This is a genomic window from Oceanicola sp. 502str15 (assembly GCF_024105635.1).
In the GTDB taxonomy this organism is placed as follows: Bacteria; Pseudomonadota; Alphaproteobacteria; order Rhodobacterales; family Rhodobacteraceae; genus Vannielia.
The window spans coordinates 405,966-427,056 of record NZ_WYDQ01000001.1 but is presented as its reverse complement, the minus strand read 5'-3'; the positions used below and the strand labels follow the sequence as shown (position 1 = coordinate 427,056).

Annotated in this window: 16 protein-coding genes and 1 pseudogene; 7 read left to right on the top strand and 10 right to left on the bottom strand. The window is 66.8% G+C overall.

Features of this window, described 5'->3' with window-relative positions; all coding sequences use genetic code 11:
- Positions 1 to 140 precede the first annotated feature (140 nt).
- The 5 genes from tmk to GTH22_RS01965 are packed head-to-tail and all read left to right on the top strand — an operon-like array spanning position 141 to position 4,466.
- Positions 141 to 770 carry a dTMP kinase gene (tmk, locus tag GTH22_RS01985; RefSeq protein WP_252942871.1) on the top strand — a complete coding sequence of 210 codons (630 nt, stop codon included), beginning with the start codon at positions 141 to 143 and terminating at the stop codon, positions 768 to 770.
- Positions 767 to 1,945 (top strand): DNA polymerase III subunit delta', encoded by a 1,179-nt coding sequence (locus GTH22_RS01980; protein ID WP_252942870.1) that lies wholly within the window; start codon positions 767 to 769, stop codon positions 1,943 to 1,945. Before tmk ends, GTH22_RS01980 begins: the two co-directional genes overlap by 4 nt.
- Before the next feature lie 12 nt (positions 1,946 to 1,957).
- Complete coding sequence (locus GTH22_RS01975; RefSeq protein WP_252942869.1) at positions 1,958 to 2,749, top strand: TatD family hydrolase; 792 nt, start codon at positions 1,958 to 1,960, stop codon at positions 2,747 to 2,749.
- Positions 2,746 to 3,540 (top strand): MBL fold metallo-hydrolase, encoded by a 795-nt coding sequence (locus tag GTH22_RS01970; protein ID WP_252942868.1) that lies wholly within the window; start codon positions 2,746 to 2,748, stop codon positions 3,538 to 3,540. The genes GTH22_RS01975 and GTH22_RS01970 overlap by 4 nt, the downstream gene beginning before the upstream one ends.
- Positions 3,537 to 4,466: an AEC family transporter gene (locus GTH22_RS01965; protein WP_252942867.1), complete on the top strand. Its 930-nt coding sequence runs from the start codon at positions 3,537 to 3,539 to the stop codon at positions 4,464 to 4,466. The genes GTH22_RS01970 and GTH22_RS01965 overlap by 4 nt, the downstream gene beginning before the upstream one ends.
- 97 nt (positions 4,467 to 4,563) lie before the next feature.
- On the opposite strand, the pseudogene GTH22_RS01960 reads toward GTH22_RS01965, so the two are convergent.
- The 5 genes and pseudogenes from GTH22_RS01960 to GTH22_RS01940 form a co-directional block, all read right to left on the bottom strand.
- Positions 4,564 to 5,400, bottom strand: a pseudogene (locus GTH22_RS01960) (ABC transporter permease); the annotation flags it as partial.
- 20 nt (positions 5,401 to 5,420) lie between these two features.
- On the bottom strand, positions 5,421 to 7,067 hold the full coding sequence (locus GTH22_RS01955; RefSeq protein WP_252942865.1) for an ABC transporter permease: 1,647 nt from the start codon (positions 7,065 to 7,067) through the stop codon (positions 5,421 to 5,423).
- Positions 7,060 to 7,362, bottom strand: a complete 303-nt coding sequence (locus GTH22_RS01950; RefSeq protein WP_074256164.1) for a DUF1330 domain-containing protein — start codon at positions 7,360 to 7,362, stop codon at positions 7,060 to 7,062. The genes GTH22_RS01955 and GTH22_RS01950 overlap by 8 nt, the downstream gene beginning before the upstream one ends.
- A 91-nt stretch (positions 7,363 to 7,453) precedes the next feature.
- A complete protein-coding gene (locus tag GTH22_RS01945) occupies positions 7,454 to 8,572 on the bottom strand; it encodes an extracellular solute-binding protein (RefSeq protein WP_252942864.1) in 1,119 nt (372 codons plus the stop codon).
- 82 nt (positions 8,573 to 8,654) lie between these two features.
- Positions 8,655 to 9,758, bottom strand: a complete 1,104-nt coding sequence (locus tag GTH22_RS01940; protein ID WP_252942863.1) for an ABC transporter ATP-binding protein — start codon at positions 9,756 to 9,758, stop codon at positions 8,655 to 8,657.
- 322 nt (positions 9,759 to 10,080) lie between these two features.
- Between GTH22_RS01940 and GTH22_RS01935 the strand changes: the two genes are divergently transcribed.
- Together GTH22_RS01935 and GTH22_RS01930 are read left to right on the top strand one after the other, a co-directional pair.
- Positions 10,081 to 10,488 carry a RidA family protein gene (locus GTH22_RS01935; RefSeq protein WP_252942862.1) on the top strand — a complete coding sequence of 136 codons (408 nt, stop codon included), beginning with the start codon at positions 10,081 to 10,083 and terminating at the stop codon, positions 10,486 to 10,488.
- 72 nt (positions 10,489 to 10,560) lie between these two features.
- Complete coding sequence (locus GTH22_RS01930; protein ID WP_252942861.1) at positions 10,561 to 11,775, top strand: threonine ammonia-lyase; 1,215 nt, start codon at positions 10,561 to 10,563, stop codon at positions 11,773 to 11,775.
- Between the two features lie 148 nt (positions 11,776 to 11,923).
- Here GTH22_RS01930 and aroQ read toward each other — a convergent pair whose 3' ends face one another.
- The 5 genes from aroQ to tssM form a co-directional block, all read right to left on the bottom strand.
- Positions 11,924 to 12,361: a type II 3-dehydroquinate dehydratase gene (gene aroQ, locus GTH22_RS01925; protein WP_252942860.1), complete on the bottom strand. Its 438-nt coding sequence runs from the start codon at positions 12,359 to 12,361 to the stop codon at positions 11,924 to 11,926.
- Positions 12,362 to 12,435: 74 nt separating this feature from the next.
- The gene (locus GTH22_RS01920) at positions 12,436 to 14,982 is read right to left on the bottom strand and encodes a protein kinase (RefSeq protein WP_252942859.1); all 2,547 of its coding nucleotides are present in this window, start codon (positions 14,980 to 14,982) and stop codon (positions 12,436 to 12,438) included.
- Positions 14,983 to 14,987: 5 nt separating this feature from the next.
- Complete coding sequence (locus GTH22_RS01915; protein WP_252942858.1) at positions 14,988 to 15,767, bottom strand: PP2C family serine/threonine-protein phosphatase; 780 nt, start codon at positions 15,765 to 15,767, stop codon at positions 14,988 to 14,990.
- Between the two features lie 74 nt (positions 15,768 to 15,841).
- Entirely contained in the window at positions 15,842 to 17,452 is a 1,611-nt protein-coding gene (gene tagF, locus GTH22_RS01910; protein ID WP_252942857.1) for a type VI secretion system-associated protein TagF, read from the bottom strand.
- Positions 17,453 to 17,473: 21 nt separating this feature from the next.
- Entirely contained in the window at positions 17,474 to 21,073 is a 3,600-nt protein-coding gene (gene tssM, locus GTH22_RS01905; RefSeq protein ID WP_252942856.1) for a type VI secretion system membrane subunit TssM, read from the bottom strand.
- Positions 21,074 to 21,091 lie beyond the last annotated feature (18 nt).

The window sequence follows — 21,091 nt, the reverse complement described above, 5'->3', positions numbered from 1 at the left end:
CCAGAGATACTTGCCGCAAGACAATGGCCAAGGCCGCCATTCTATTTCATTTTCTTGCGCAAAATATCCCCGCCGGAGGCCTCTTATCTCTTTTGGCGATCTGGTTTGCAGCCCTCCCCCGCGCGGGATAATGTCCGCCCATGTCAACCGCTCCCGGTCTCTTCATCACCTTCGAGGGCATCGACGGCGCCGGGAAATCCACCCAGGCCCGGGCGCTTGGCGCGTGGGCCGAGGCCGAGGGGCGCGAGGTGGTCTTGACCCGCGAACCCGGCGGCTCGGCGGGGGCCGAAGAGATCCGGCGGCTGCTGGTGGAAGGCACGCCGGACAGGTGGTCGGGCGAGACCGAGACGCTGCTGTTCACTGCCGCGCGGCGCGACCACCTCGAGCGGGTCATCCGCCCTGCCCTGAGCGCCGGCAAGGTGGTGATTTCCGACCGGTTTGCCGACAGCACCCGGGTCTACCAGGGCGCGGCGCGCGGTGAGCTGCGCGGCTTTGTCGACACGCTCCACGCGCTCGCCATCGGGCGCGAGCCGGATCTGACGCTCATTCTCGACATGGACCCGGAGGTGGCGCTGGCCCGCGGGCTGGCCCGGCGCTCCGGCGAGGACCGCTTCGAAGAGGAGGGGCTGGCGTTTCAGCAGAAGCTGCGGGCCGGGTTCCTTGCACTCGCCGCGTCCGACCCCGCACGCTGCCGGGTGATCGACGCCTCCCGCCGTCCCGAAGAGATCACCGCCGATGTCATCGCCACCGCGCGGGAGAAGCTGCAATGAGCGCCGCGCCCCTTGGCGTGGCCGAAGAGCTGCTCGAAGCCGACCGGCTGGGCGACTATCCGCACCCGCGCCACACCGAAACCCTCTATGGGCAGGACGAGGCCGAGGCGCGCTTTCTGGCCGCCTTCAACTCGCACCGCCTGCCCCATGCCTGGCTCATCACCGGCCCGCGCGGCATTGGCAAGGCCACCCTCGCCTGGCGCATCGCCCGCTTTCTCATCGCCCAGCCACTGGAGCAGGACGACGGGCTCTTCGGCGAACCCGAAGCGCCCCAGACCCTCGCCGTGGACCCCGCCCACCCGGTTGCCCGCCGCATTGCCGCCGGCTCGGAGGGCAACCTGATGCTGCTGCGCCGCAAGTGGATCGAAAAGCCCGCGCCCGCCCGGTTCAAGACCGTGATCGACGTGGAAAGCACCCGCGATCTCAAACGCTTCTTCGCCTATTCCGCCGCCGAGAAGGCGCGGCGCGTGGTGCTGATCGACTCGGTCGACGAGATGAACGCCTCCGCCGCCAACGCCGTGCTGAAGGTGCTGGAAGAGCCGCCGCTCAACACCGTGCTGCTGCTCATCTCCCACGCCCCCGCGTCGCTGCTGCCCACCATCCGCTCGCGCTGCTCGGTCCTGCCCTGCGCCCCGCTCTCCGAGGCCGCGCTTACCGCCGCCCTGCGCGAAGCCGGCGCCGAGCCGCCCGAGGACACCACCCACCGCGCGGCGCTCTCCGCCCTCTCCGAGGGCTCGGTGGCCACGGCGCTGCAGTTGATCGACGACGAGGGCCTGGCGCTCTATGCCAACCTCGTCACCCTGTTCCGCGACCTGCCACGCCTCGATCGCCCCGCAACCCTCGCCATGGCGGCCAAGTGCGGCGGCCGGGAGGCGCAGGATCGCTTCCGCCTGACCGTGCGCCTGATCGACACCTTCCTCGCCCGCACGGCCCGCAGCGGCGCCCTCGGCCCGCCCCCGCCGGGCACCCCCCCCGCCCCCGAAGCCGCACCCGGCGAGGCCGCCCTGCTGGCCCGCCTCGCCCCCGACACCACCCGCGCCCGCGCCTGGGCCGAACTCGCCGCCACGCTTGGCGCGCGCGCCCGCGCAGGGGCGGCAGTGAACCTTGACGCCCCGGCCCTCATCACGGATATCTGCCTCAAGATCTCCGAGGCCGCCGCCGACATGCGCCTCTGAGCCGGAGCCCCAATGCCCCCTGAGATAACCGACAGCCACTGCCACCTCGACTTTCCCGACTTCGACGGGGAGCTGCCCGATGTGCTCGCCCGCGCCAAGGCCGCCGGGGTCGGGCGGATGGTGACGATCTGCACCCGGCGGGCCGGGCTGGCCAATGTGCAAGCGATCTCGGAGGCCTATGCGGAGGTGTTCCACGCCTTCGGCATCCACCCGATGCGCGCCCATGAAGAGCCCCTGATGACGGTGAGCGAACTGGCCGAGGCCGCCGCCCATCCCAAATGCGTGGGCATCGGCGAAACCGGGCTCGATTATCACTACACCGCCGAGAGCGCCGAGGTGCAGCAACAGAGCCTGCGCATCCACATCGACGCCGCCCGCGAAACCGGCCTGCCGCTCATCATCCATGCCCGCGCCGCCGATGACGACATGGCCGCGATCCTGCGCGAAGGCTATGAGGACGGGCCCTATTCCTGCGTCATGCATTGCTTTTCCAGCTCCGCCGAGCTGGCCCGCGCCGCGCTAGACCTCGGCTTCTACCTGTCGATGTCGGGCATCGCCGCCTTCCCGAAAAGTCAGGAGCTGCGCGACATCTTCGCCGCCGCCCCGCTGGAGCGCATCCTCGTGGAAACCGACAGCCCCTACCTCGCGCCCCCGCCCCATCGCGGCAAGCGCAACGAACCGGCCTATACCGCCCATACCGCCAAGGTCGGGGCCGAGGTCTTCGGCCTCAGCTACGAAGATTTCGCCGCCGCCACCCAGGCCAATTTCGAGCGGCTCTTCTCCAAGACGGTGGCCGCCGCGTGACCTACCGCTTTACCATCCTCGGCTGCGGCTCCTCGGGCGGCGTGCCGCGCCTGCCCGACAACTGGGGAGACTGCGACCCGACCAACCCAAGGAATGCCCGCCGACGCTGCTCCATGCTGGTCGAGCGCGACGGCCCCGAGGGCACGACCCGGGTTCTGATCGACACCTCGCCGGACCTGCGCAGCCAGCTTCTCGATGCGAAGGTCGGCACCCTCGACGGGGTCGCCTTCACCCACGCCCATGCCGACCATACCCACGGCCTCGATGACCTGCGGATGGTGGTCTATAACATGCGCAACCGGGTGAAGGTCTGGGCCGATGGCGCCACCACCGACGACCTGATCGCCCGCTTCGGCTATGCCTTCGTGCAGCCGGCCGGCTCCGATTATCCGCCTATCCTCGATCTGCACCACATCGACGGCCCCTTTACCGTGGAGGGCGCGGGCGGGCCGATCACGCTCACCCCCTTCGAGGTCGAGCATGGCCGGATCGACGCGCTTGGGTTTCGCATCGAGGGGCTCGCATACCTGCCGGATGTGTCCGACATTCCCGAGGCCGCATGGCCTGCGCTGGAGGGGCTGGAGGTTTGGGTGCTGGACGCGCTGCGCCGCACACCGCACCCTTCCCATGTGCACCTGGAAAAAGCGCTGGAATGGATCGAGCGCGCCGCGCCCCGGCAGGCGGTGCTGACCAACATGCATATCGACATGGATTATGCCGCGGTCGAGGCGGAAACCCCCGCCAACGTCACCCCGGCGCATGACGGGATGATCCTGATCCTGCCATCATGAGCGCGCTCACCTCGGTCATCCTCCCCGTCTTCCTCGTCATCGGATTTGGCTACCTCGCGGTGTGGAAACTGCGGTTTCCGGCCGAGTCGAATGACATGTTGATGAGCTTCGCGCAGAACTTCTCTATTCCGATCCTGCTTTTCGCGGCGATGACCCGGCTGGATCTGGCGCAGGGCTTTCAGCCGGCGCTGCTGGTGTCGTTCTACACCGGGGCCTTCGTGAGCTTTGCGGCGGGGATTGCGGGCGCGCGGCTGATCTTCAAGCGCGAATGGGAAGATTCGATCGTGATCGGTTTTGCCTGTCTGTTCTCCAACTCGCTGCTGCTCGGCCTGCCGATCACCGAGCGGGCCTATGGCGCAGAGGCGCTGACCGGCAACTATGCGATCATCGCGCTCCATGCCCCGGTGCTGCTGACCACCGGCATCGTGGTGATGGAGCTTGCCCGCGCGCGCGGCACGCCGCTTTCGGCCCTGCCCCGGCGGGTGGCGCGCAACGTGTTTTCCAACGGGCTCATCCTTGGCATCCTCACCGGCCTTGCCGTCAACCTCACCGGCCTGCCCATGCCCGGCGTCATCATGGACGCCGCCGACCTCATCGCCCGCGCCGGCCTGCCCGCCGCGCTATTCGCGCTTGGCGGCGTGCTCTATCGCTACCGGCCCGAGGGCGACATTCGCGTGGCGCTGATGGTCTGCCTGCTGGCGCTCGGCCTGCACCCGGCGATCACCTGGACGCTGGCCCATTTCACCGGCGTCGACACGCCCGGCCTGCGCTCGGCCACCGTCACCGCCGCCATGGCCCCGGGCGTCAACGCCTATATCTTCGCCAACATGTATGACCGCGCCAAGCGCGTCGCCGCGACCGCCGTGCTCATCGCCACGGGCCTGACCATGCTCACCGCCTGGGGATGGCTCTCGCTGCTGCCCTGAGCCGTTAACCCGAAATCAAGGTTAACGCGCTCCTGTTCATTTTCTTGCTGCCAATATCTCCACGGGGGTCTGGGGGTGTGAAACCCCCAGTCCGCCCTCAGCCCGGTGACATGCCCCGAAGCCGCTCGCTGCGCCGCCGCAGCAGTTCCACTGTCGCCAGCAGGGCGATCGAGATCACCACCAGCAGGGTCGCCACGGCAAGGATGGTCGGGGAGATCTGCTCGCGCAGCCCGATGAACATTTGCCATGGCAGGGTCTTCTGCCCCGCGGAACCCACGAAGAGCACCACCACCACCTCGTCAAAGGAGGTGATGAAGGCGAAGAGCGCCCCCGAGATCACGCCGGGCAGGATCAGCGGCATCTGCACCTTGAAGAAGGTGCGCACCGGGTCCGCGCCCATGGAGGCCGCCGCCCGCGTCAGCGAGCGGTCGAAGCCCACCAGCGTGGCCGTCACGGTGATGATGACGAAGGGAATGCCCAGCGCCGCATGGGCCAGGACCACGCCGATATAGGTGCCCTGAAGCCCTACGCGGGAGTAGAAGAAGTACATCCCCGCCGCCGAGATGATCAGTGGCACGATCATCGGCGAGATCAGGATCGCCATGATCGCCCGTCGGAACGGCACATGTTCGGAGCTGAGACCGATCGCCGCCAGCGTGCCGAAGCCCACCGAGAGGATCGTCGCCACCGGGGCGATGCTCACCGAGTTGCGCAGGGCCTGCTGCCAGTCGGAGTTGGTGAAGAAATCGCGGTAGTGCTTGAGCGAATAGCCCTCGGGATCGAAGCTCAGCATTTCCGGCGTGAAGGTGAAGAAATCTTCCGCGTTGAAGCTGAGCGGGATGATCACGAGGATCGGCGCGATCAGGAAGAAGAAGATCAGCCCGCAGATCACACGGAAACTGTAATACCAGATCCGCTGGCCCGTTGTTGCATATGTCGGAATTGCCATCTGCCCTACCCCAGCTTCACGTTGTCGATGCCCACGATCTTGTCATAGGCCCAGTAGAGCAGCAGCACCGCCGCCAGCAGGATGGTGCCGAGCGCCGCGGCGAGGCCCCAGTTGAGCGAAGTCGAGATGTGGTAGGCGATCCGGTTCGAGATGAAGACCCCCTTGGTGCCGCCCACGAGTTCGGGCGTGATATAGTAGCCGATGGCAAGGATGAAGACGAGGATCGACCCCGCCCCGATGCCCGGCACCGACTGCGGAAAATAGACCCGCCAGAAGGCCACCCAGTTGGTCGCGCCAAGCGACTTGGCGGCGCGCAGGTAGGTGGGCGGGATGGTCTGCATCACCGAATACATCGGCAGGATCATGAAGGGCAGCAGGATGTGCGTCATGGCGATGATCGTGCCGGTGACGTTGTTGATCATCACCAGCCGGTTGGCATCGGAGATGATATGCGCCCAGACGAGGATGTCGTTGATTACCCCTTGGGATTGCAGCAGCACCTTCCAGGCCGAGGTCCGCACCAGAAGCGAGGTCCAGAACGGCAGCAGCACGAGGATCATCAGCAGGTTCGAGGTGCGCATCGGCAGGTTGGCCAGCAGCCAGGCCACCGGGTAGCCGAGGATGATGCAGGAGCAGGTGATGGCGAGCGACATCAGGATCGTGCGCCAGAACAGCTTGATGTAGATCCGCTGGTTCTCGTCCTGCTTCTCGATGCCCTCCGGGGTCAGTTGCAGGTCGACCGAGTTGAGGAAGTAGCCCGAGGTGAACTCGCCCGCGTAGGCCTTGATCGTGCCCCAGACCTCGATGTCTTCCCAGTCGTTATCGACATCGGCCAGCCCTTCGCGCCAGCCCTGGCTTTCAAAGCCGGGCGCGGCCGCGGCAGCGGCTTCGAGCAGGGCGGCATCTGGGCCGTCATAGGCGTCAAGCTGCACCGGGCCGGTGAGGTCGAGCCAGAGCATGGCGTAGACATAGGCCCATGGGTCTTCCTGCGCCGGATCGTCGCCGTCTTCGGTTTGGGTGAACTCGGCAAACTGGCTGTAGGCGCGCGCGGTGTTCGGCAGCGCCCCGGCGATGCCCTCGCGCAGCTCGAAGCTGGCGGAGCGATCTTCGGCGCCGAGCCAGTCGTCGGAGCCCATCAGCCGGGCCCATGTTTCGGGCTCTTCCCACGCCGGGTCGAGATCTTCGAACTGGTCCTGGTAGAGCTCGCCCATGTCTTCCACGCCGCGGCCGGTCTTGCGGAACAGCGAGGAGATGCCGGAGGTCTCGTAGTTCAGGCGCGAGCCGAGGCGGGTGTGGGTTTTGTATTCGGTGGCGACCGAGAGGTCGCGGTAGAGCGCCAGATAGGCCTCTTCGCCGGGAAGCTCGCCGGAGGAGTAATCCCATTCGCCCAGCGCCTCGACCGTTTCGGGAAGCGTGCGGGCGACGATATCGTTCTCGACCGAGCGAAACAGCATATCGGCGATTGGCGCGATGAAGGTGAGCAGGATGAACAGCAGCAGCGGCGCGATCAGCGCCAGCGCGCGCAGCTTCTGGCGGCGCAGGGCGCGGCCTAGGCTGCGCTTGAGCGGGGTGCCGTCGGCGGCAATGAGGCGGCCCTCGGCATCGGTCTCGTCGGGTTGGCCATGCACGGCGGCGGCGGGGGCATCAGACATCCGTGTGGCCTTCCACGAGGATGATCGTGCTCTCGGCGGTAGCTTTGCGGATCAGCGAGATTTCCTGATAGGCTGGGTCTTCATAGGCAGCCTTCGCAGCCTCGAAGCTGTCGAACTCGAAAACCACGTGGCGCTGGCCTTCGGGCACATCGCCCTCGGGCGCCTCGGACTTGCCGCCGCGGACAAGGAAGCGCGCGCCATGGGCCTTGAGAATGGGTGTGTCGCCGGTGACGTAGGCCTTGTAGCCTTCCGGATCGTTCACGACGATATGGCCGATGATGTAGCCCTTGGGCATGGTCGTCCCCCTTGGTGTTCTTGGTGGGGCGGCCCCCGGAAGGGACCGCCCGATCTCGTAGGGTGGGCAATCTGCCCACCGCGCGATGCGCTTACTGCGCGAGCCAGGCCTGGAACTTGGCGTCCAGGTCGTCGCGGTAGTCAGCCCACCATGTGTAGTTGTTCACAAAGGTGTTCTCGGCGTTGTTCGGATCGGTCGGCATATGGGGTGCCATCTCGATGCCGAGCTCGGCGTGCTGGCCCACGAGCGGAGCCGAAGAGGCACGGGCCGGGCCGTAGCTGATGTACTTGGCCTGATCGGCCAGACGCTGGGTGTCGGTGCCGTAGAACAGGAAGTCCTTCACACGGGCCAGACGATCTTCGGGCAGACCGGCGGGAACGACCCAGCCGTCGATGTCGAACATCTGCCAGTCCCAGGCCATGCCGATCGGCTGGTCCTGCTCGACGATGGCCGAGAACAGGCGGCCGTTGTAGGCGGACGCCATGAAGACTTCGCCGTCAGCCAGCATCTGGATCGGTTCGGCGGAGGCCGACCACCAGATGGTCTCGTCCTTGATGGTGTCGAGCTTGGCGAAAGCCTGTGCCTGGCCTTCGTCGGTTTCGAGCGTGTCGTAGACATCCTCGTAGGCAACGCCGTCGCAGAGCAGCGCCCATTCCATGTTGGCGATCGGCTGCTTGTTCAGCGCGCGCTTGCCCGGGTACTTCTCGAGGTCGAACACGTCGCAGGCGCCGGTCGGCGCGTCGGTGCCCTCGGGCACCATGTCGGTGCGGTAGCCGAAGGTGGTCGAGAACACGATCTGCGGGATGAAGCAGTCCGACACGATCATGTCGCCAAAGTCATCCTCGGCAGAGGTGCCATCGGGGGCCTCGGCCAGATCGCCGGCGTCGTATTCCATCGCCAGGCCTTCATCGCAGAGGCGGATGGCGTCGGCGGCCTCAACATCGACCAGGTCCCAGGTGATGTTGCCGGCTTCGTTCATGGCGCGCAGCTTGGCCACAGCCTCGGGCGAGCTTTCGTCCCAGGTGACGGAAACGCCGTCATTCTCGGCCAGATAGGGCTCGGTGTAGGCTTTCTGCTGAGAGGCCTGGTAGGCGCCGCCCCAGCTCACGATGGTCATGCTGTCGGCCATGTTGCCATGGCTTTCGGCAAAGGCGAGGCCGGCCGACATGGTCAGCGCGGTGGTCGCCAGAATGGTTTTCTTCATAGTCATGCAAGTGCACTCCTTGTTGTCATGCCCGTGTTATATCTGCGCCCTCCCCGCCCCGGGCAGGCGGGAGAGCGAGCCGCGCGGCTCAAGCGTCGAGCGCGCGGCAATCTTCGGGGAGCCAGCCGATCTTGACGGTCTGACCCGGTATCATCCGCGCCACATCGGGCGCGTTGCGGGTTTTCACCACGAAGTTCTCGTTGCCCGCCACCTTCAGCCGGGTGCGGAAGATATCGCCCATGTAGATGAACTCGAGCACCTCGGCGTCGAGCGTGTGGGCGTTGTCTTGCAGGCGGTCGGGGTTGGTTTCGACCCGCTCGGGGCGGATCGACACGCGGGTGCGCTCGCCCACCTTGTCGACGTTCACCGCCTTGGCCTCGATCATGGCTTCCGAGCCGTCGAGCTTGACCATGGCGATATCGCCCTTCAGCTCCTTCACCACGCCTTCCAGCGTGTTGTTCTCGCCGATGAACTGCGCCACGAAGCTGTTTTGCGGCGCCTCGTAAAGCTCGTCGGGCGGGGCAAGCTGCTGGATGCGGCCATCGTCGAACACCGCGACGCGGTCGGACATGGTGAGCGCCTCGGTCTGGTCATGGGTGACGTAGACCGTGGTGATCCCGAGGTCATGGGCCAGCCGGGTGATCTCGAACTGCATGTGCTCGCGCAGCTGCTTGTCGAGCGCGCCGAGCGGCTCGTCCATCAGCACCAGCTCCGGCTCGAACACCAGCGCGCGCGCCAGCGCGATGCGCTGCTGCTGCCCGCCCGAAAGCTGGGCCGGACGGCGTCCGCCGAACTCGCCCATCTGCACCATGTCCAGCGCGCGCTTGATCTTGGCTTCCCGCTCCGAGGCGTTCATCCCCCGCACTTCCAGCGGGAAGGCGAGGTTTTCGGCCACCGTCATATGCGGAAACAGCGCGTAATTCTGAAACACCATGCCGATGCCGCGTTTGTGCGGCGGGATGTTGTTGATCGGCTTGCCGGCAAGGCGAATGTCGCCATGGGTTGCCGTCTCGAAACCGGCCAGCATCATCAGGCAGGTTGTCTTGCCTGAACCGGACGGGCCGAGCATCGTCAGAAACTCGCCCTTTGGCATCGACAGGTTGAGGTCTTTCACGACAAGCGTTTCGCCGTCGTAGCTTTTCTGGACGCGTTCGAACTCTACGAAGGCGCCGTCGGCGGACTGATCTAGCAAGGCCGCTCCTTTGTCTGGTCATTTTCGGTTGCCTCCCCAGGCAACCGCTCCCTGTGACCCCAGACTAAAACAAGCCCTCCGCTGCATTACAATGGGCAAATGCGACTATTTTGAGCAATTTCGCGTGCTGTCGTCACAGGTCGGCGCGGCGCACAATTGAGGCGCAGGGCGGCGGCGAGTTGCACCAATCTTGCGCGCAGGCTGAACGGGGCTTTGCGGACGCCTCCTGACACAACCCTGTCACCAGTGGCCCGGTGCGCCCCTGTTCCGCCGCGTCAACGCAGGGTAGCGAAAATCTCCACGCAGCCAAGGAGAGCGCCCCATGAGCACCCCCGTCACCCGCCTCAACCCGAAAACCATGCCCGACAGCACCGCCCTCGGCTATTCCCAGATCTCGGTCGTCGAGCCCGGGCGGATGGCCTTCGTCTCCGGCCAGGTCGCCTCCCTTCCGGGCGGCGCCCCGGTGCCCGAGGGGCTACAGGCGCAGACCCGGGCCGCGGTTGCCAATTGCGCCGCCGCGCTGGAGGCGCTCGGGGCCAATCCGGCGGACATCGCGATGATGCGCCTCTATGTCGTCGGCCTCGACGAGGCCGCGATGGGCGCCTGCTACCCCGATGTGCTGGCCTTCCTCGCCGGCGCCACCCCCTCGATCACCGGCATCGGCGTGGCCGCACTGGCCGGGGCCGACCTGCTGATCGAGATCGAAATGGTCGTGCGCCTGCCCGGCTGACCCGGCGGCGGGAACGTTGACATTCGGTGCCCGCACAGCGAAGCCTCGCGGGCACCAAAGGACGCCGCCCACATGACCCTGACCCCCGCCCTCATCCGCTCCACCCACGCCGCCATCGCCCCCGACACCGTGCGCACCCCCCTCGTGCGCGCCGCCCGGCTCTCGATGCAGCTCGGCTTCGATCTCTACCTCAAGCTCGAAAACCTCCAGCACACCAATGCCTTCAAGGCCCGTGGCGCGCTGGCCAAGCTGCTGACGCTCGATGCCAACCAGCGGGCGGCGGGCGTCATCGCCTGTTCGGCCGGGAACCACGCGCAGGGCGTTGCCTATCACGCCACCCGGCTCGGCATCCCCTCGGTCATCGTCATGCCCGAGGGCACCCCCTTCAACAAGGTCAAGCGCACCGGCGATTTCGGGGCCGAGGTCGTGCTCCATGGCACCGGATTCGACGAGAGCGTCGCCTTCACCCTCGACCTCGCCGAAAAGCGCGGCCTCACCTTCATCCACCCCTTCGACGATCCGGTGGTCGCCGCCGGACAGGGCAGCGTGGCGCTGGAGATGCTGGAGCAGAACCCCGCCCTCGACGTGATCGTCGTGCCGGTGGGCGGCGGCGGGCTGATCGCGGGCATGGCCACGGCGGCGAAGGACATGAAGCCCGGCATCGAGATTGTCGGGGCGCAGGCCGAGTATTTCGACGCGGTGAAGGCCGCCTTCGACGGCACATCCCCCCACACCACCGGCACGACCTTGGCCGAAGGCATCGCCGTGCGCGCGCCCTCCCCCACCAATATCGAGATCATCCGCAACACGGTCGACCGCATCGACGAGGCCAGCGAGGCCGAGATCGAAGACGCGATCTTCGACCTGCTCTCCCACGAGAAGCTGGTGGCCGAAGGCGCGGCGGGGGCCGGCCTCGCGGTACTGAAGAACCATGCCGAACGCTATGCGGGCAAGCAGGTGGGCCTCGTGGTTTGCGGCGGCAACATCGACAGCCGGATGCTCTCTACCCTCATCTTGCGCGGCCTCGTGCGCGACGGGCGCATCACCCGGCTGATCTTCAAGCTCGACGACCGCCCCGGCCAGCTTGCGCAGATTGCAGCGATCATCGGCGAAGCCGGGGCGAATGTGGTGGAGGTGATCCACCAGCGGATGATGCAGAGCGTGGCGCTCAAGCAGGCCGAGCTCGAGGTGGTGATCGAGGCGCGGGATGCGGGCCACGTGGAGCAGATCACCGACACGCTGCGCGAGGCGGGGTTTGCCCTCAGGATTGGCTCTGAGGCGGTCTAGCGCGACACCCGGCGCAAGCCACCTCCACGATGCGGAGCACCCTCGCGTTGGGGCGGCGGGTGTTTTGCGGAGAGATGGGGGCAGCGGGCGAGTGGGGGAGAGATCCTCGGGTCAAGCCCGAGGATGACCCATCGCGGCCCTTCCCGCCTCAGCCCTTGCCGGTCATCCGCAGGATGCGCTGCACCGCCAGCTCGTAGCCCTGCGTGCCGCATCCCACGATGATGCCGTCGGCCCTCAGCGAGATGTAGCTGTGGTGCCGGAAGCTCTCGCGCTTGTGGACGTTGGAGATATGCACCTCCATCACAGGCCCCTCGAAGGTGTTGAGCGCATCCATGATCGCCACGGAGGTGTGAGTATAGGCCCCGGCATTGATGGCAATGCCCAGCCCGTCCTCGCGCGCCTCGTGGATCAGCTCCACCAGCCCGCCCTCGAAGTTGCTCTGCTCGGCCCGGATCTCCACCTCGCCCGCCACCTTGCGGCAGGCCGCGGTCACGTCCTCCAGGGTTTCATGGCCGTAGATGTCCGGCTGGCGCTTGCCCAGCAGGTTCAGGTTGGGGCCGTTCAGAATGTAGATGCGTTTTGCCATATATCCCTCATGCGGTCGTGCCCGCCTTCTCCCCTCCCCGGCGGGCAAGATCAAGCCCGCGCCGCCGAGGCGGCCTACTGGGCGTCGTCGTCGAAGCGGAAGTAGCCCAGCGCGGCGGAGGCAGCATTCTGCTCCTCGGTTCCGCGCTGGCGGATCTCGGCCTGAATGATCGGCATCAGCGAGTTCGTCGGCGTACCGGCCTGCGTGTCGGCGCTGCCGATCTTGCTGTTGGTGGCAATCGCCAGCATCAGGTAGGGCACGATCTCGCGGTCATCCGCCCCCTGCGGCCGGAGCGCCAGCGCAAAGGTCGCGGTGCCATCCTCCTGCGGCTTGAGCCGCGAGGTGAGGTTGTAGGCGCCGCCCTGGCTGTCGATCAGGAAGAGGGTCACGTTGCGCCCGTCGATCAGGTCGATCGTGCCGCGGATCGGATCGCCCGCCTTCAGCACGTCGCGGTCGAGCTTGAGGTTGGGCGGGCGGGCGTCGGAGCGTGTCAGGTTCTTGACGAAGGTGACAACCGAGCACTGGCTCTCGTCCACCAGCCGCACGCCGATCTTGGGTTCGGTGCCGAACTCGTCGCGGAACTGGGTGAGCAGCTCCCAGAACGGATCGACCGAGGTGGCATAGCCTTCGATCTCGAAGTCGTCTGGCACGGCGGAGCGGATGCCGACATGCACGCAGAGCGGGGTGGAGTAGGTGTTCACCCAGGCGATCATGCGGCCGATGGTGCCGAAGTCGATCTGCGCCGGGGTGTCGGTGCTGGCGGCGGCCTCGGCAATCACCGTGCCCTCGCCCGGATCGAGCCCATCATCCACAGCCCCGATCTCGCCGCCCGCAAGCTGCTCGGGCGGGGTGGTGGTGTTGGCGCCATCGCCGGTCTCGGTGCCTTCGGCGGTTTCGGTGCCATCGGTGGTCTCGGTGCCGTCGGTGGTTTCGGTCCCGTCGGCTGTCTCCGTGCCGTCAGCAGTCTCGGTCCCGTCCCCGGTCTCGGTACCATCGCCAGTCTCGGTCCCGTCGGCAGTCTCGGTGCCATCGGCGGTCTCGGTCCCATCCGTGGTCTCGGTCCCGTCCCCGGTCTCGGTCCCATCGGCGGCCTCGGTCCCGTCCCCGGTCTCGGTCCCATCGGCGGCCTCGGTCCCGTCCCCGGTCTCCGTGCCATCCTCGCAATCGTCGATCGGGTTGCCGTTGTCGTCAAAGCGCACGGTGGTGCCGCAACCCGTCGTGGTGTTGCTGCCATCGGCCGTGTTGGTGCCGTCGTTGCGACCCTCGGGCCCATCGGGGTCAACGGTCGGGCCGTCCTCGCCCCCCGGACCGACGCCGGGAATGAAGCCGCCGAAATAGGCCCCTGCCCCGCCGCCGCCTATCAGCACCACGGCCAGAAGCGCGGCGATGAGCCCGCCCTTGCCCTTCTTGGCGGGCTGGGGCGGAGGCAGCGTCTGCGCCGGCGGAAGCGTGGAGCCAACTCCGGTCTGCTGCGGCGGCACCGAGCCGGGGAACGGGCTGTCGGTGGCCCCCTCCTGCGGCGGCATGCTCTGCTGCGGCGGGTTGGTGAAGGCATAGGCCGGAGGCTGCGAAATCACCGTCGCCCCGCCCGCGGGCGGCATCGACTGTTGCGGCGGAATGCTGTGGGGCGGCTGCGAATACTGCGGCGGCATCGACTGCTGCGGCGGCACCGAGGTCGCGGCACCGGCCTGAAGCCCGGCGTCAATCCCGGCGGGCCATGCCGCCAGCGCGGCTGGATTGTCGATCAGCTGCAACACCTGCGACATGCTCTCGGGCCGGTTGGCAGGATCGGGAGCCAGCATCATTTCGAGCAGCGGGCGCAGCTCGTCATGGGCCCCCGAGAGGTCTGGCACGTCCATCCGGCGTTCCACCGCCTCGGCGGGGCTGTCGCCCATGTCGATCGGCTCGCCCCGGCAGGCGGCGGCGGCCACGAGGGCGAGGCTGTAGATGTCGGAGCGCCCGTCGACCACGCCCTTGAAGCGGCCAAGCTGCTCGGGGCTGACATAGCCGTATTTCCCGGCAAACTGTCCGCCCAGAAGCGTGCCGCCCCCGAAGTTGGCCGACTTGGCGATGCCGAAATCGATAATCTTGGTGTGGCTGATCAGCCCGTCCTGAATGACCACGTTGTCGGGGCTGAGGTCGCGGTGGACCACGCCGAGGTCGTGGGCCTTCTGCAGGCCCGAGGCGACGCGGCGCATCATCGTCTTCACATCCTCGACGGGCATCTTGCCCTCTTCGGCGTAGTAGTCGGCGAGAGAGCGGCCCTCGACGAACTCCATCACCAGGCAGGCGCGCTGGATGCCGGGATCGACGGTGAAGAGCATGTAGCGCACGATGGCGTCATGGTGGAGGCGGCCCAGAACGGTGGCCTCCTTCTGGAACAGGCTCAGGATCTTTTCGTCATGGGCCAGCGCGGCGAGCACGATCTTGATCGCCACCGGCTCCTCGGTGTGGATGTTGAACCCGCGATAGACCTCGCCCATGCCACCCGTGGCGATGTGCTCGGTGATCTCGAAGGTGCCCATGATCTGCGTGCCGATGGCCACGCCGGTCGGGGCCGCCGTGCTGATGACAGTCTTCTGGCTGTCGCGCTTGCCATTTTCCTGCTCGTCGCTGGCCATTCGGCTCAGATCCCTTCTTCCGGCAGATCGAAGATCGCCGTCATGGGCGTCACTTCCGTCTTGTCGAAGGCGCGCACCACCACAACCGTGGTATTGTCGGTCGCGCCGCGTTGCAAGGTCAGGTCTAGCAGCATGTCGCAGGCTTTTTGCGGCTGATGCTTCCGTGCAATTTCAAGGATTTCATGATCCTCCACGTGGGCCGTGAGCCCGTCGGAGCAGAGGATGAAGGTGTCCCGGTTCCTGAGCGTGCCATACTTGTGGTCGAGGTGCACATCGGGATGCACGCCGATGGCGCGGGTGATGACGTTCTTGCGCGGCCAGTTGGCGGCCTCCTCGGGGGTGATCGCGCCCCGGTCGAGCAGCTCGTTGGCCTCGGTGTGGTCGCGGCTGAGCTGGGTAAGCTGGCCATCGCGGATCAGGTAGACCCGGCTGTCGCCCGACCAGACGCAGGCAAAGTGCTGCTCGAACACCAGCAGCGACACCACGGTCGAGCCGATGGTCGCCCCCTGGCTCAGCGCATATTGCTGGATCTGCGCATTGGCGCGGTTGATCCGCTCCACGAAGCGGGCCTGAAGATCGGGGGCGGAGGTGGCGTGGCCCACGCTGGCAAGGTGCTGAACGATCACACCCGAGGCAAAATCTCCACCGTGGTGCCCGCCCATCCCGTCGGCCACAACCCACATCCCCCCGTCAGGGTAGGTGTATAGGTTGTCCTCGTTATGGTCGCGGGCGTAGCCGGTATGGCTGATCTCCCCGGTCTCGAACCTGAACTGCTTTGCATTCATAGCGTGGTTGCCCCGGCCCTGGGGCCCTTGAGTGTGGCGGATTTTGCCAAGTTTCCGTTACGGAGGGTCATGGGTCAATCCTTCCCGCGGCCACGCAGGGAGAAGAACCCCCTGAGTCCGGCCTTCTTTTTGCCCAAGCCCTCGTCGTCATCGTCATCGCCTGGGGTGCCGAAGGGGCTGTCTTCGCCCTCCGGCATCTCTTCTTCCGCCGTCGCAGCGGGTGCGTCTGCAAGCTCGGGCACAGGCTCGGGCTCGATCTCCCGCGCCGACAGAGGCTCTTCAGGCGCTCCGGCCGGTTCCTCTTCAGGCTCATCGGGCAGATCTCCCTCGATCGGAAAATCCGCGTCATCCACCATCGACACATCGACCACGGCGCTCAACGACGGGGCGGCCTCCCCGGCCTCCGGCTCATCGGGCAAATCTCCCTCGATCGGAAAATCCGCATCATCCACCATCGACACGTCGACAACCGCGCTCAGCCCCACCGGCGCCGCGTCTTCCGGCGACTCCTCCGCCTGCGCGACCTCGGCAACGGCCTCCGCCTCTTCCTCCGGCACGCCCTCCGGCTCGGCATCGCTCAGGCTGGCATACATGTCCTCGCCCGCGCCCTGCCCGCCGATGCCATAGGGTTCGGGTCCGGCATCGAAGAGATCGTCTTCCGCGGCCTCCTCGGGCTCCGGTTCGGGTTCGGGCTCCTGCTCCGGCGCGGCCTCCTCGGCGGGGCCGGCATCGGGAAAGTCCCAGTCCTCCTCAGGAGCATCGAAGGGGCTTTCGGCCTCGTCGCCGGTGATCGCCGCCGTCCAGGCCGGATCCTCCACCGCGCTCGACGGCGCGGCCCAGGCCAGCTCTTCCCGCGGGGCCTCCGCCCCCCAGGCGGCGGCGGCCTCGGCCTCCTCGGCGTCTCCGATCAGATCGCGCGGCGGCACGGTGGTTTCGCGCGGGCGCTGCCCGGCGGCAGCCCTCGCGCCCGCCTCGGCACCTGCCGCGCCAGCCGCAGCCACGGCGGCAGGCGGCTGGCTCACCCGGGCGGGCGGGCCGAAGCCGCGCAGCATCGCCATGAAGCCGGCCGCATCGGGCATCCCGTCGAGCGCGATCATGCCGGGGCCGACATAGTCGTTGCCCCCGGTCCACCAATAGCTGCGCTCGAAGGCGGCAAGCTGGTGATCATGGTCGCGCACATCCGCCAGCATCTGCCCCAGCCCGTGCTCGCCGTAGGCAAAGAAGGCGTTGCGCCGGTCCTCGCCAAGGGCGCAGGGCGCGGCATTCGGCTCGGGCAGCGAGGCCAGGAAGCCATCGACATCACCATCGAAATGCGCCGTCTTGGCCGCCAGCAGGGCCCGCTCCAGCGTGCCGTACCAATCTTCCATCGGGTCCGAGAGCGGCGGCACCGGATGGGCATGGCCCATCCCCGAAAGCACCAGCGTCAACGGAAACTGCCGCCCCACCTTGTCGACCGAAGCGGTCAGCGCACCGGCAATCGCATGGCCAAAGACCCCGGGACCGATCCAGAACCGCCACACCGGGCTCGCCTCGTAGACCTGTGCCCACTCCCCTGCCAGATGGTGCTTGGCCCCGCTCATCGCCTTCTCGAGCCAGTCCTCCCAGAACGACAAGACCTCGGGCGGCATGGCCCGGGTCATGAAGTCGCCCTTGGCGGGCAGTTTTCCAAAAAGGCCGAGGGGCATGATGCGGTCAGCGGCCTCCCATCACAGCCCGGTCGGGCATTTGAACTCGGTGAGTTCGTTCATGAAGAAGGGGTTCACATCGGTCGCAAGGGTCATCTTGTAGGCAATGTGGCGCCCGTCGATCGTGTAGCGCACCGCGATCGTGTTGCCCGAAACCTTGGGCCGGCCGGTGTTGAGGAACTTCAGGAAGGCCCAGCTTCCGCCCTCGCTCACGTTCGACTTGCGCCCGCGCATGTCGGGCGTGAAGACCAGCTCCACGTTGCTCCCCGACAGGCTGCCGGGCCACGTGACGTTGGCGGGCGTGTTGCCCTTGCGCCGGGTCAGAACCACCTGCCCGTTGATCGTGAGCTGCGCCGTCTCCACCGCGCCATGCAGCGAGGTCGGCACGATCTCCATGTCGACCTGCGGAATGCCGCCCCCCGTAGGGAAATAGGCATCGCGGATCGCCGCCGCTCGCTCGAACTGCTTGAGCGTCGAGGTCGAGAGCTTGCCGGCCAGCGGCCCGCTGTCCTTCCAGGTCCAGGTGGTGCCGTTGATATTGGCGAACTGGCTCAGGTTCTCGAGGAAGAAGCGGTCCATCACGCCCTGCGGCGCGAAGAGCTTGGCAAAATCCACCAGCCCCACGTCGCGGGCACTGGCCTTGGAGAACGGAAACTTGCTGTCCACCACCGCCTGGCACACCTGCGTGACCTGCTGGTTCAGCAGCTCGTTGAGGCGCGCCACCGAGGTATTGGCGGCATCGCCCTCGAAGTCGTCCACCGCCTCCTGGATCATCCGCTCCATCGGGCGCGGCAGGCGCGAGCTGGCCTGCTTGAGCGCGCCGAGCTTGGCGGGCATCTCGCGGTCGGCCACCTCGGGGAAGTCCACGGCGGTGATCAGCGTGCGCTGCATGTCGCCAAGGGTCTGCACCAGAAAGTCGATCCGGCGCTGGGGCGGATCGCCCACCATCAGGTCGTGCCAGTCGGCATAGTAGGCCTCGATCTCGGCCCCCGGCAGGCGCGTCACGCCGCCACCGCCGCCACCGCTGCTGCCGGCGCGCTCCTGGCTCTTGCGGAACACCACGTCGAGACCGATCCGGGCAAGGCCGGACTGGCGGTTGACGAACACCGCCGCGGCCCGCTTGCCGATGTCACCGGCCACGTCCCCCGCAGCGGCAGCTGCGGCATCGGTGTCCATGCCCGCGGGCGGCTCATCGTCGCCCTTGTTGTATTCGGCGGTCAGCGAGGTCTCTTCCACGATCTCCGTGGTCAGCAGCAGAATGGGCGAGGTGCGCGGCGCCGCAGCCGCGGCCAGCGACTGGTAGCTCGGCTTGTCGGCGCTCATCGGGCGCAGCTTGACGAGCCCGAGCACCCGGTCCCATTCCTCGATCCAGTCGTTGGTATAGCGCTGCAACAGCACCGGACCGAGCCCGCTGATCTGGTCCTCGATCTGCGCCTCGGCGGCGTACTCGCCCATCACCCACTGGTCCTCCAGCAGGTTCTCGGCAATCTGGCTGAGCTGCGGCAGGAAGAACTCGTGAAAGCCCGCGTAGGTGTAGAGCGGCGAAATCACCAGCTCGTCCAGCGCCTGCCCGTCGACACTCTCAAACACCAGGTCGGCATCGCGCCCACCCCGCCCCGAGATGGTGAAGGGCTCAACCCCCGAAAACTCGGCCGACGCCAGAATGAGGCTATAGGCCTGATCCTCGATGTTCATCCGCGCCAGCAGCCGCTCGCCCTGGTCGATCAGCGCGCCGTTCAGCTCGAAGCTCGGTTGCTGCGCGGCGTCCAGCTCCAGCATCGCAATCAGGTGGGTTTCCAGCGCGGCACGGGTCTCGTTGTTGGTGCCGGCATAGGTGTTGCGCCGCCAGTCATCGCGGAAATAGCCGATCACCAGTTCGTCGTCGCTCTGCGGCGCGAGGTTGCCGAGCAGCTTGTAAACCTTCAGCGTCTTGTACACCGCCAGCACCTCGCCGGTGCGGATGAAGTTCTCGAGCTGCTGCTCCAGTTGCAGGATCAGCCGCGAGCGGAACATCCGCTCCAGCGCCTGCCGGTAGGTGACCGTGGCCGCCGAGCGCACCGAGCCGCGCTGCGAGAGGCCGAACTTCTCGCTGAGCGGCGCCTCGGTCTCGGTATCGGCGTAGCCCATCGGCATGTTGCGCAGCATCTCGAGGTGCGGCAGCACCTGCAGCAGGTCGATATCCTCGACCCGGCCCGAGTTGATCTCGTCCTGCGCCGCAAGCTCGTAGTCCGCAATCGCGGCCTCGGCGGTGTCGATCAGCTGGCGGTTCTGGTAGAAGCTGAGGCCCCAGAGCCCGAGCATCCCCAGCGTGGCCAGCACGATCAGGGTGATCGTCGAATAGCGCCAGATCGCGGCACGGCGTACGGCGCGCTTGTCGGTGCTCACCCACCCGGCCTCGGCAAAGATCACCTTCTTCAGCAGATCCTGCAGAAAGAAGCTTTTCGCCTTGCCCGACATCTGCCCCTGCGCCATGCCGCCGAAGTTGCGCTGCATCGCCCCCAGCACCTGGTCGATCGGGGTGCCCTCCTGCGTGCCGGAGGTAAAGTAGAAGCCGCGCAGGTTGGCGGCCACCTTGTAGCGGGTGTGCCCGAAGACCCCGCGCATGAAGTCGCCCAGCCGGTCGCGCAGCATGGCAACCTGGCCGGGGAAGGAGAAGATGGCGATGCGGTTGATCCCGTCGGGCTCTTCCTGCAGCCGGTCCGTGACCTCCTCGGAAAGCCGGTTCACCAGCGCGTCATACTCCTCGTTGAAGCGCTCGACCGTCTGTTCCTTCTTGCTCTCGGTCTGGAAGGTATGGCCCCAGACCTTCTGGCGCCGGCTCTGGCTGAACGAGCCGAAGAATTCCATGAAACCGCTGATCAGATCGGCCTTGGTGAACATCACGTAAACCGGAAAATCGACCCGCAGCTCGTCGTTGATCTCGTTGAGACGGGCGCGGATGATCTCGGCATGGGCCTCGATCTCGGCGGGGCTGGCGGTCATCAGCTCCTGAAGGCTGATCGCCAGCATGACGCCGTTGATCGGCTGGTTGGCGCGATAGGTCTTCAGCAGCTTGAGAAAGCTCGCCCAGCTCTTGCCATCGGCCTCGGCGTCGCTGTCCTGCGTGGTGTAGCGCCCGGCGGTGTCGATCAGCACCGCCTCTTCGGAGAACCACCAGTCGCAATAGCGCGTGCCGCCCACACCGGCCACGGCCCCCTCGCCCTTCTCGGCGAGCGGAAACTTGACGCCGGAGTTCAGCAGCGCGGTGGTTTTGCCCGAGCCGGGCGGGCCGATGATCACGTACCACGGCAGGTCGTAGAGAAAGCTCTTCGATCCGCTGGACTTCTTGAGCACGGACATCGCCTCGCCCATCTTCTCGCCCAGCACCTCGCCGTCGCCGGTCACTTCCTGCTCGGTCAGCGCCTCTTCCAGCGCGCGCGCCGCGCGGCGGCGGCGGATGAACTTGATCAGGTAGACCGTGCCCACCGTCAGCCAGACCACGGCAATCAGCAGGATGCGCACCCAGATCGGCTCAAACGGGGTGGCCTCGCCAAAGCCCACCAGCGGGAAGGCGAACCACACCACCACGAACCACAGAATGAGAGAGAGGACGACCAGCGTTCCGATGATCCAGCGTTTCATCTCGCGTTCCTTCCGCCC

Coding starts and splice junctions, on each gene's coding strand:
- tmk (WP_252942871.1), top strand. CDS start 141: ATGTCAACCGCTCCCGGTCTCTTCATCACCTTCGAGGGCATCGACGGC.
- GTH22_RS01980 (WP_252942870.1), top strand. CDS start 767: ATGAGCGCCGCGCCCCTTGGCGTGGCCGAAGAGCTGCTCGAAGCCGAC.
- GTH22_RS01975 (WP_252942869.1), top strand. CDS start 1,958: ATGCCCCCTGAGATAACCGACAGCCACTGCCACCTCGACTTTCCCGAC.
- GTH22_RS01965 (WP_252942867.1), top strand. CDS start 3,537: ATGAGCGCGCTCACCTCGGTCATCCTCCCCGTCTTCCTCGTCATCGGA.
- GTH22_RS01955 (WP_252942865.1), bottom strand. CDS start 7,067: ATGTCTGATGCCCCCGCCGCCGCCGTGCATGGCCAACCCGACGAGACC.
- GTH22_RS01950 (WP_074256164.1), bottom strand. CDS start 7,362: ATGCCCAAGGGCTACATCATCGGCCATATCGTCGTGAACGATCCGGAA.
- GTH22_RS01945 (WP_252942864.1), bottom strand. CDS start 8,572: ATGACTATGAAGAAAACCATTCTGGCGACCACCGCGCTGACCATGTCG.
- GTH22_RS01935 (WP_252942862.1), top strand. CDS start 10,081: ATGAGCACCCCCGTCACCCGCCTCAACCCGAAAACCATGCCCGACAGC.
- GTH22_RS01930 (WP_252942861.1), top strand. CDS start 10,561: ATGACCCTGACCCCCGCCCTCATCCGCTCCACCCACGCCGCCATCGCC.
- aroQ (WP_252942860.1), bottom strand. CDS start 12,361: ATGGCAAAACGCATCTACATTCTGAACGGCCCCAACCTGAACCTGCTG.
- GTH22_RS01920 (WP_252942859.1), bottom strand. CDS start 14,982: ATGGCCAGCGACGAGCAGGAAAATGGCAAGCGCGACAGCCAGAAGACT.
- GTH22_RS01915 (WP_252942858.1), bottom strand. CDS start 15,767: ATGAATGCAAAGCAGTTCAGGTTCGAGACCGGGGAGATCAGCCATACC.
- tagF (WP_252942857.1), bottom strand. CDS start 17,452: ATGCCCCTCGGCCTTTTTGGAAAACTGCCCGCCAAGGGCGACTTCATG.
- tssM (WP_252942856.1), bottom strand. CDS start 21,073: ATGAAACGCTGGATCATCGGAACGCTGGTCGTCCTCTCTCTCATTCTG.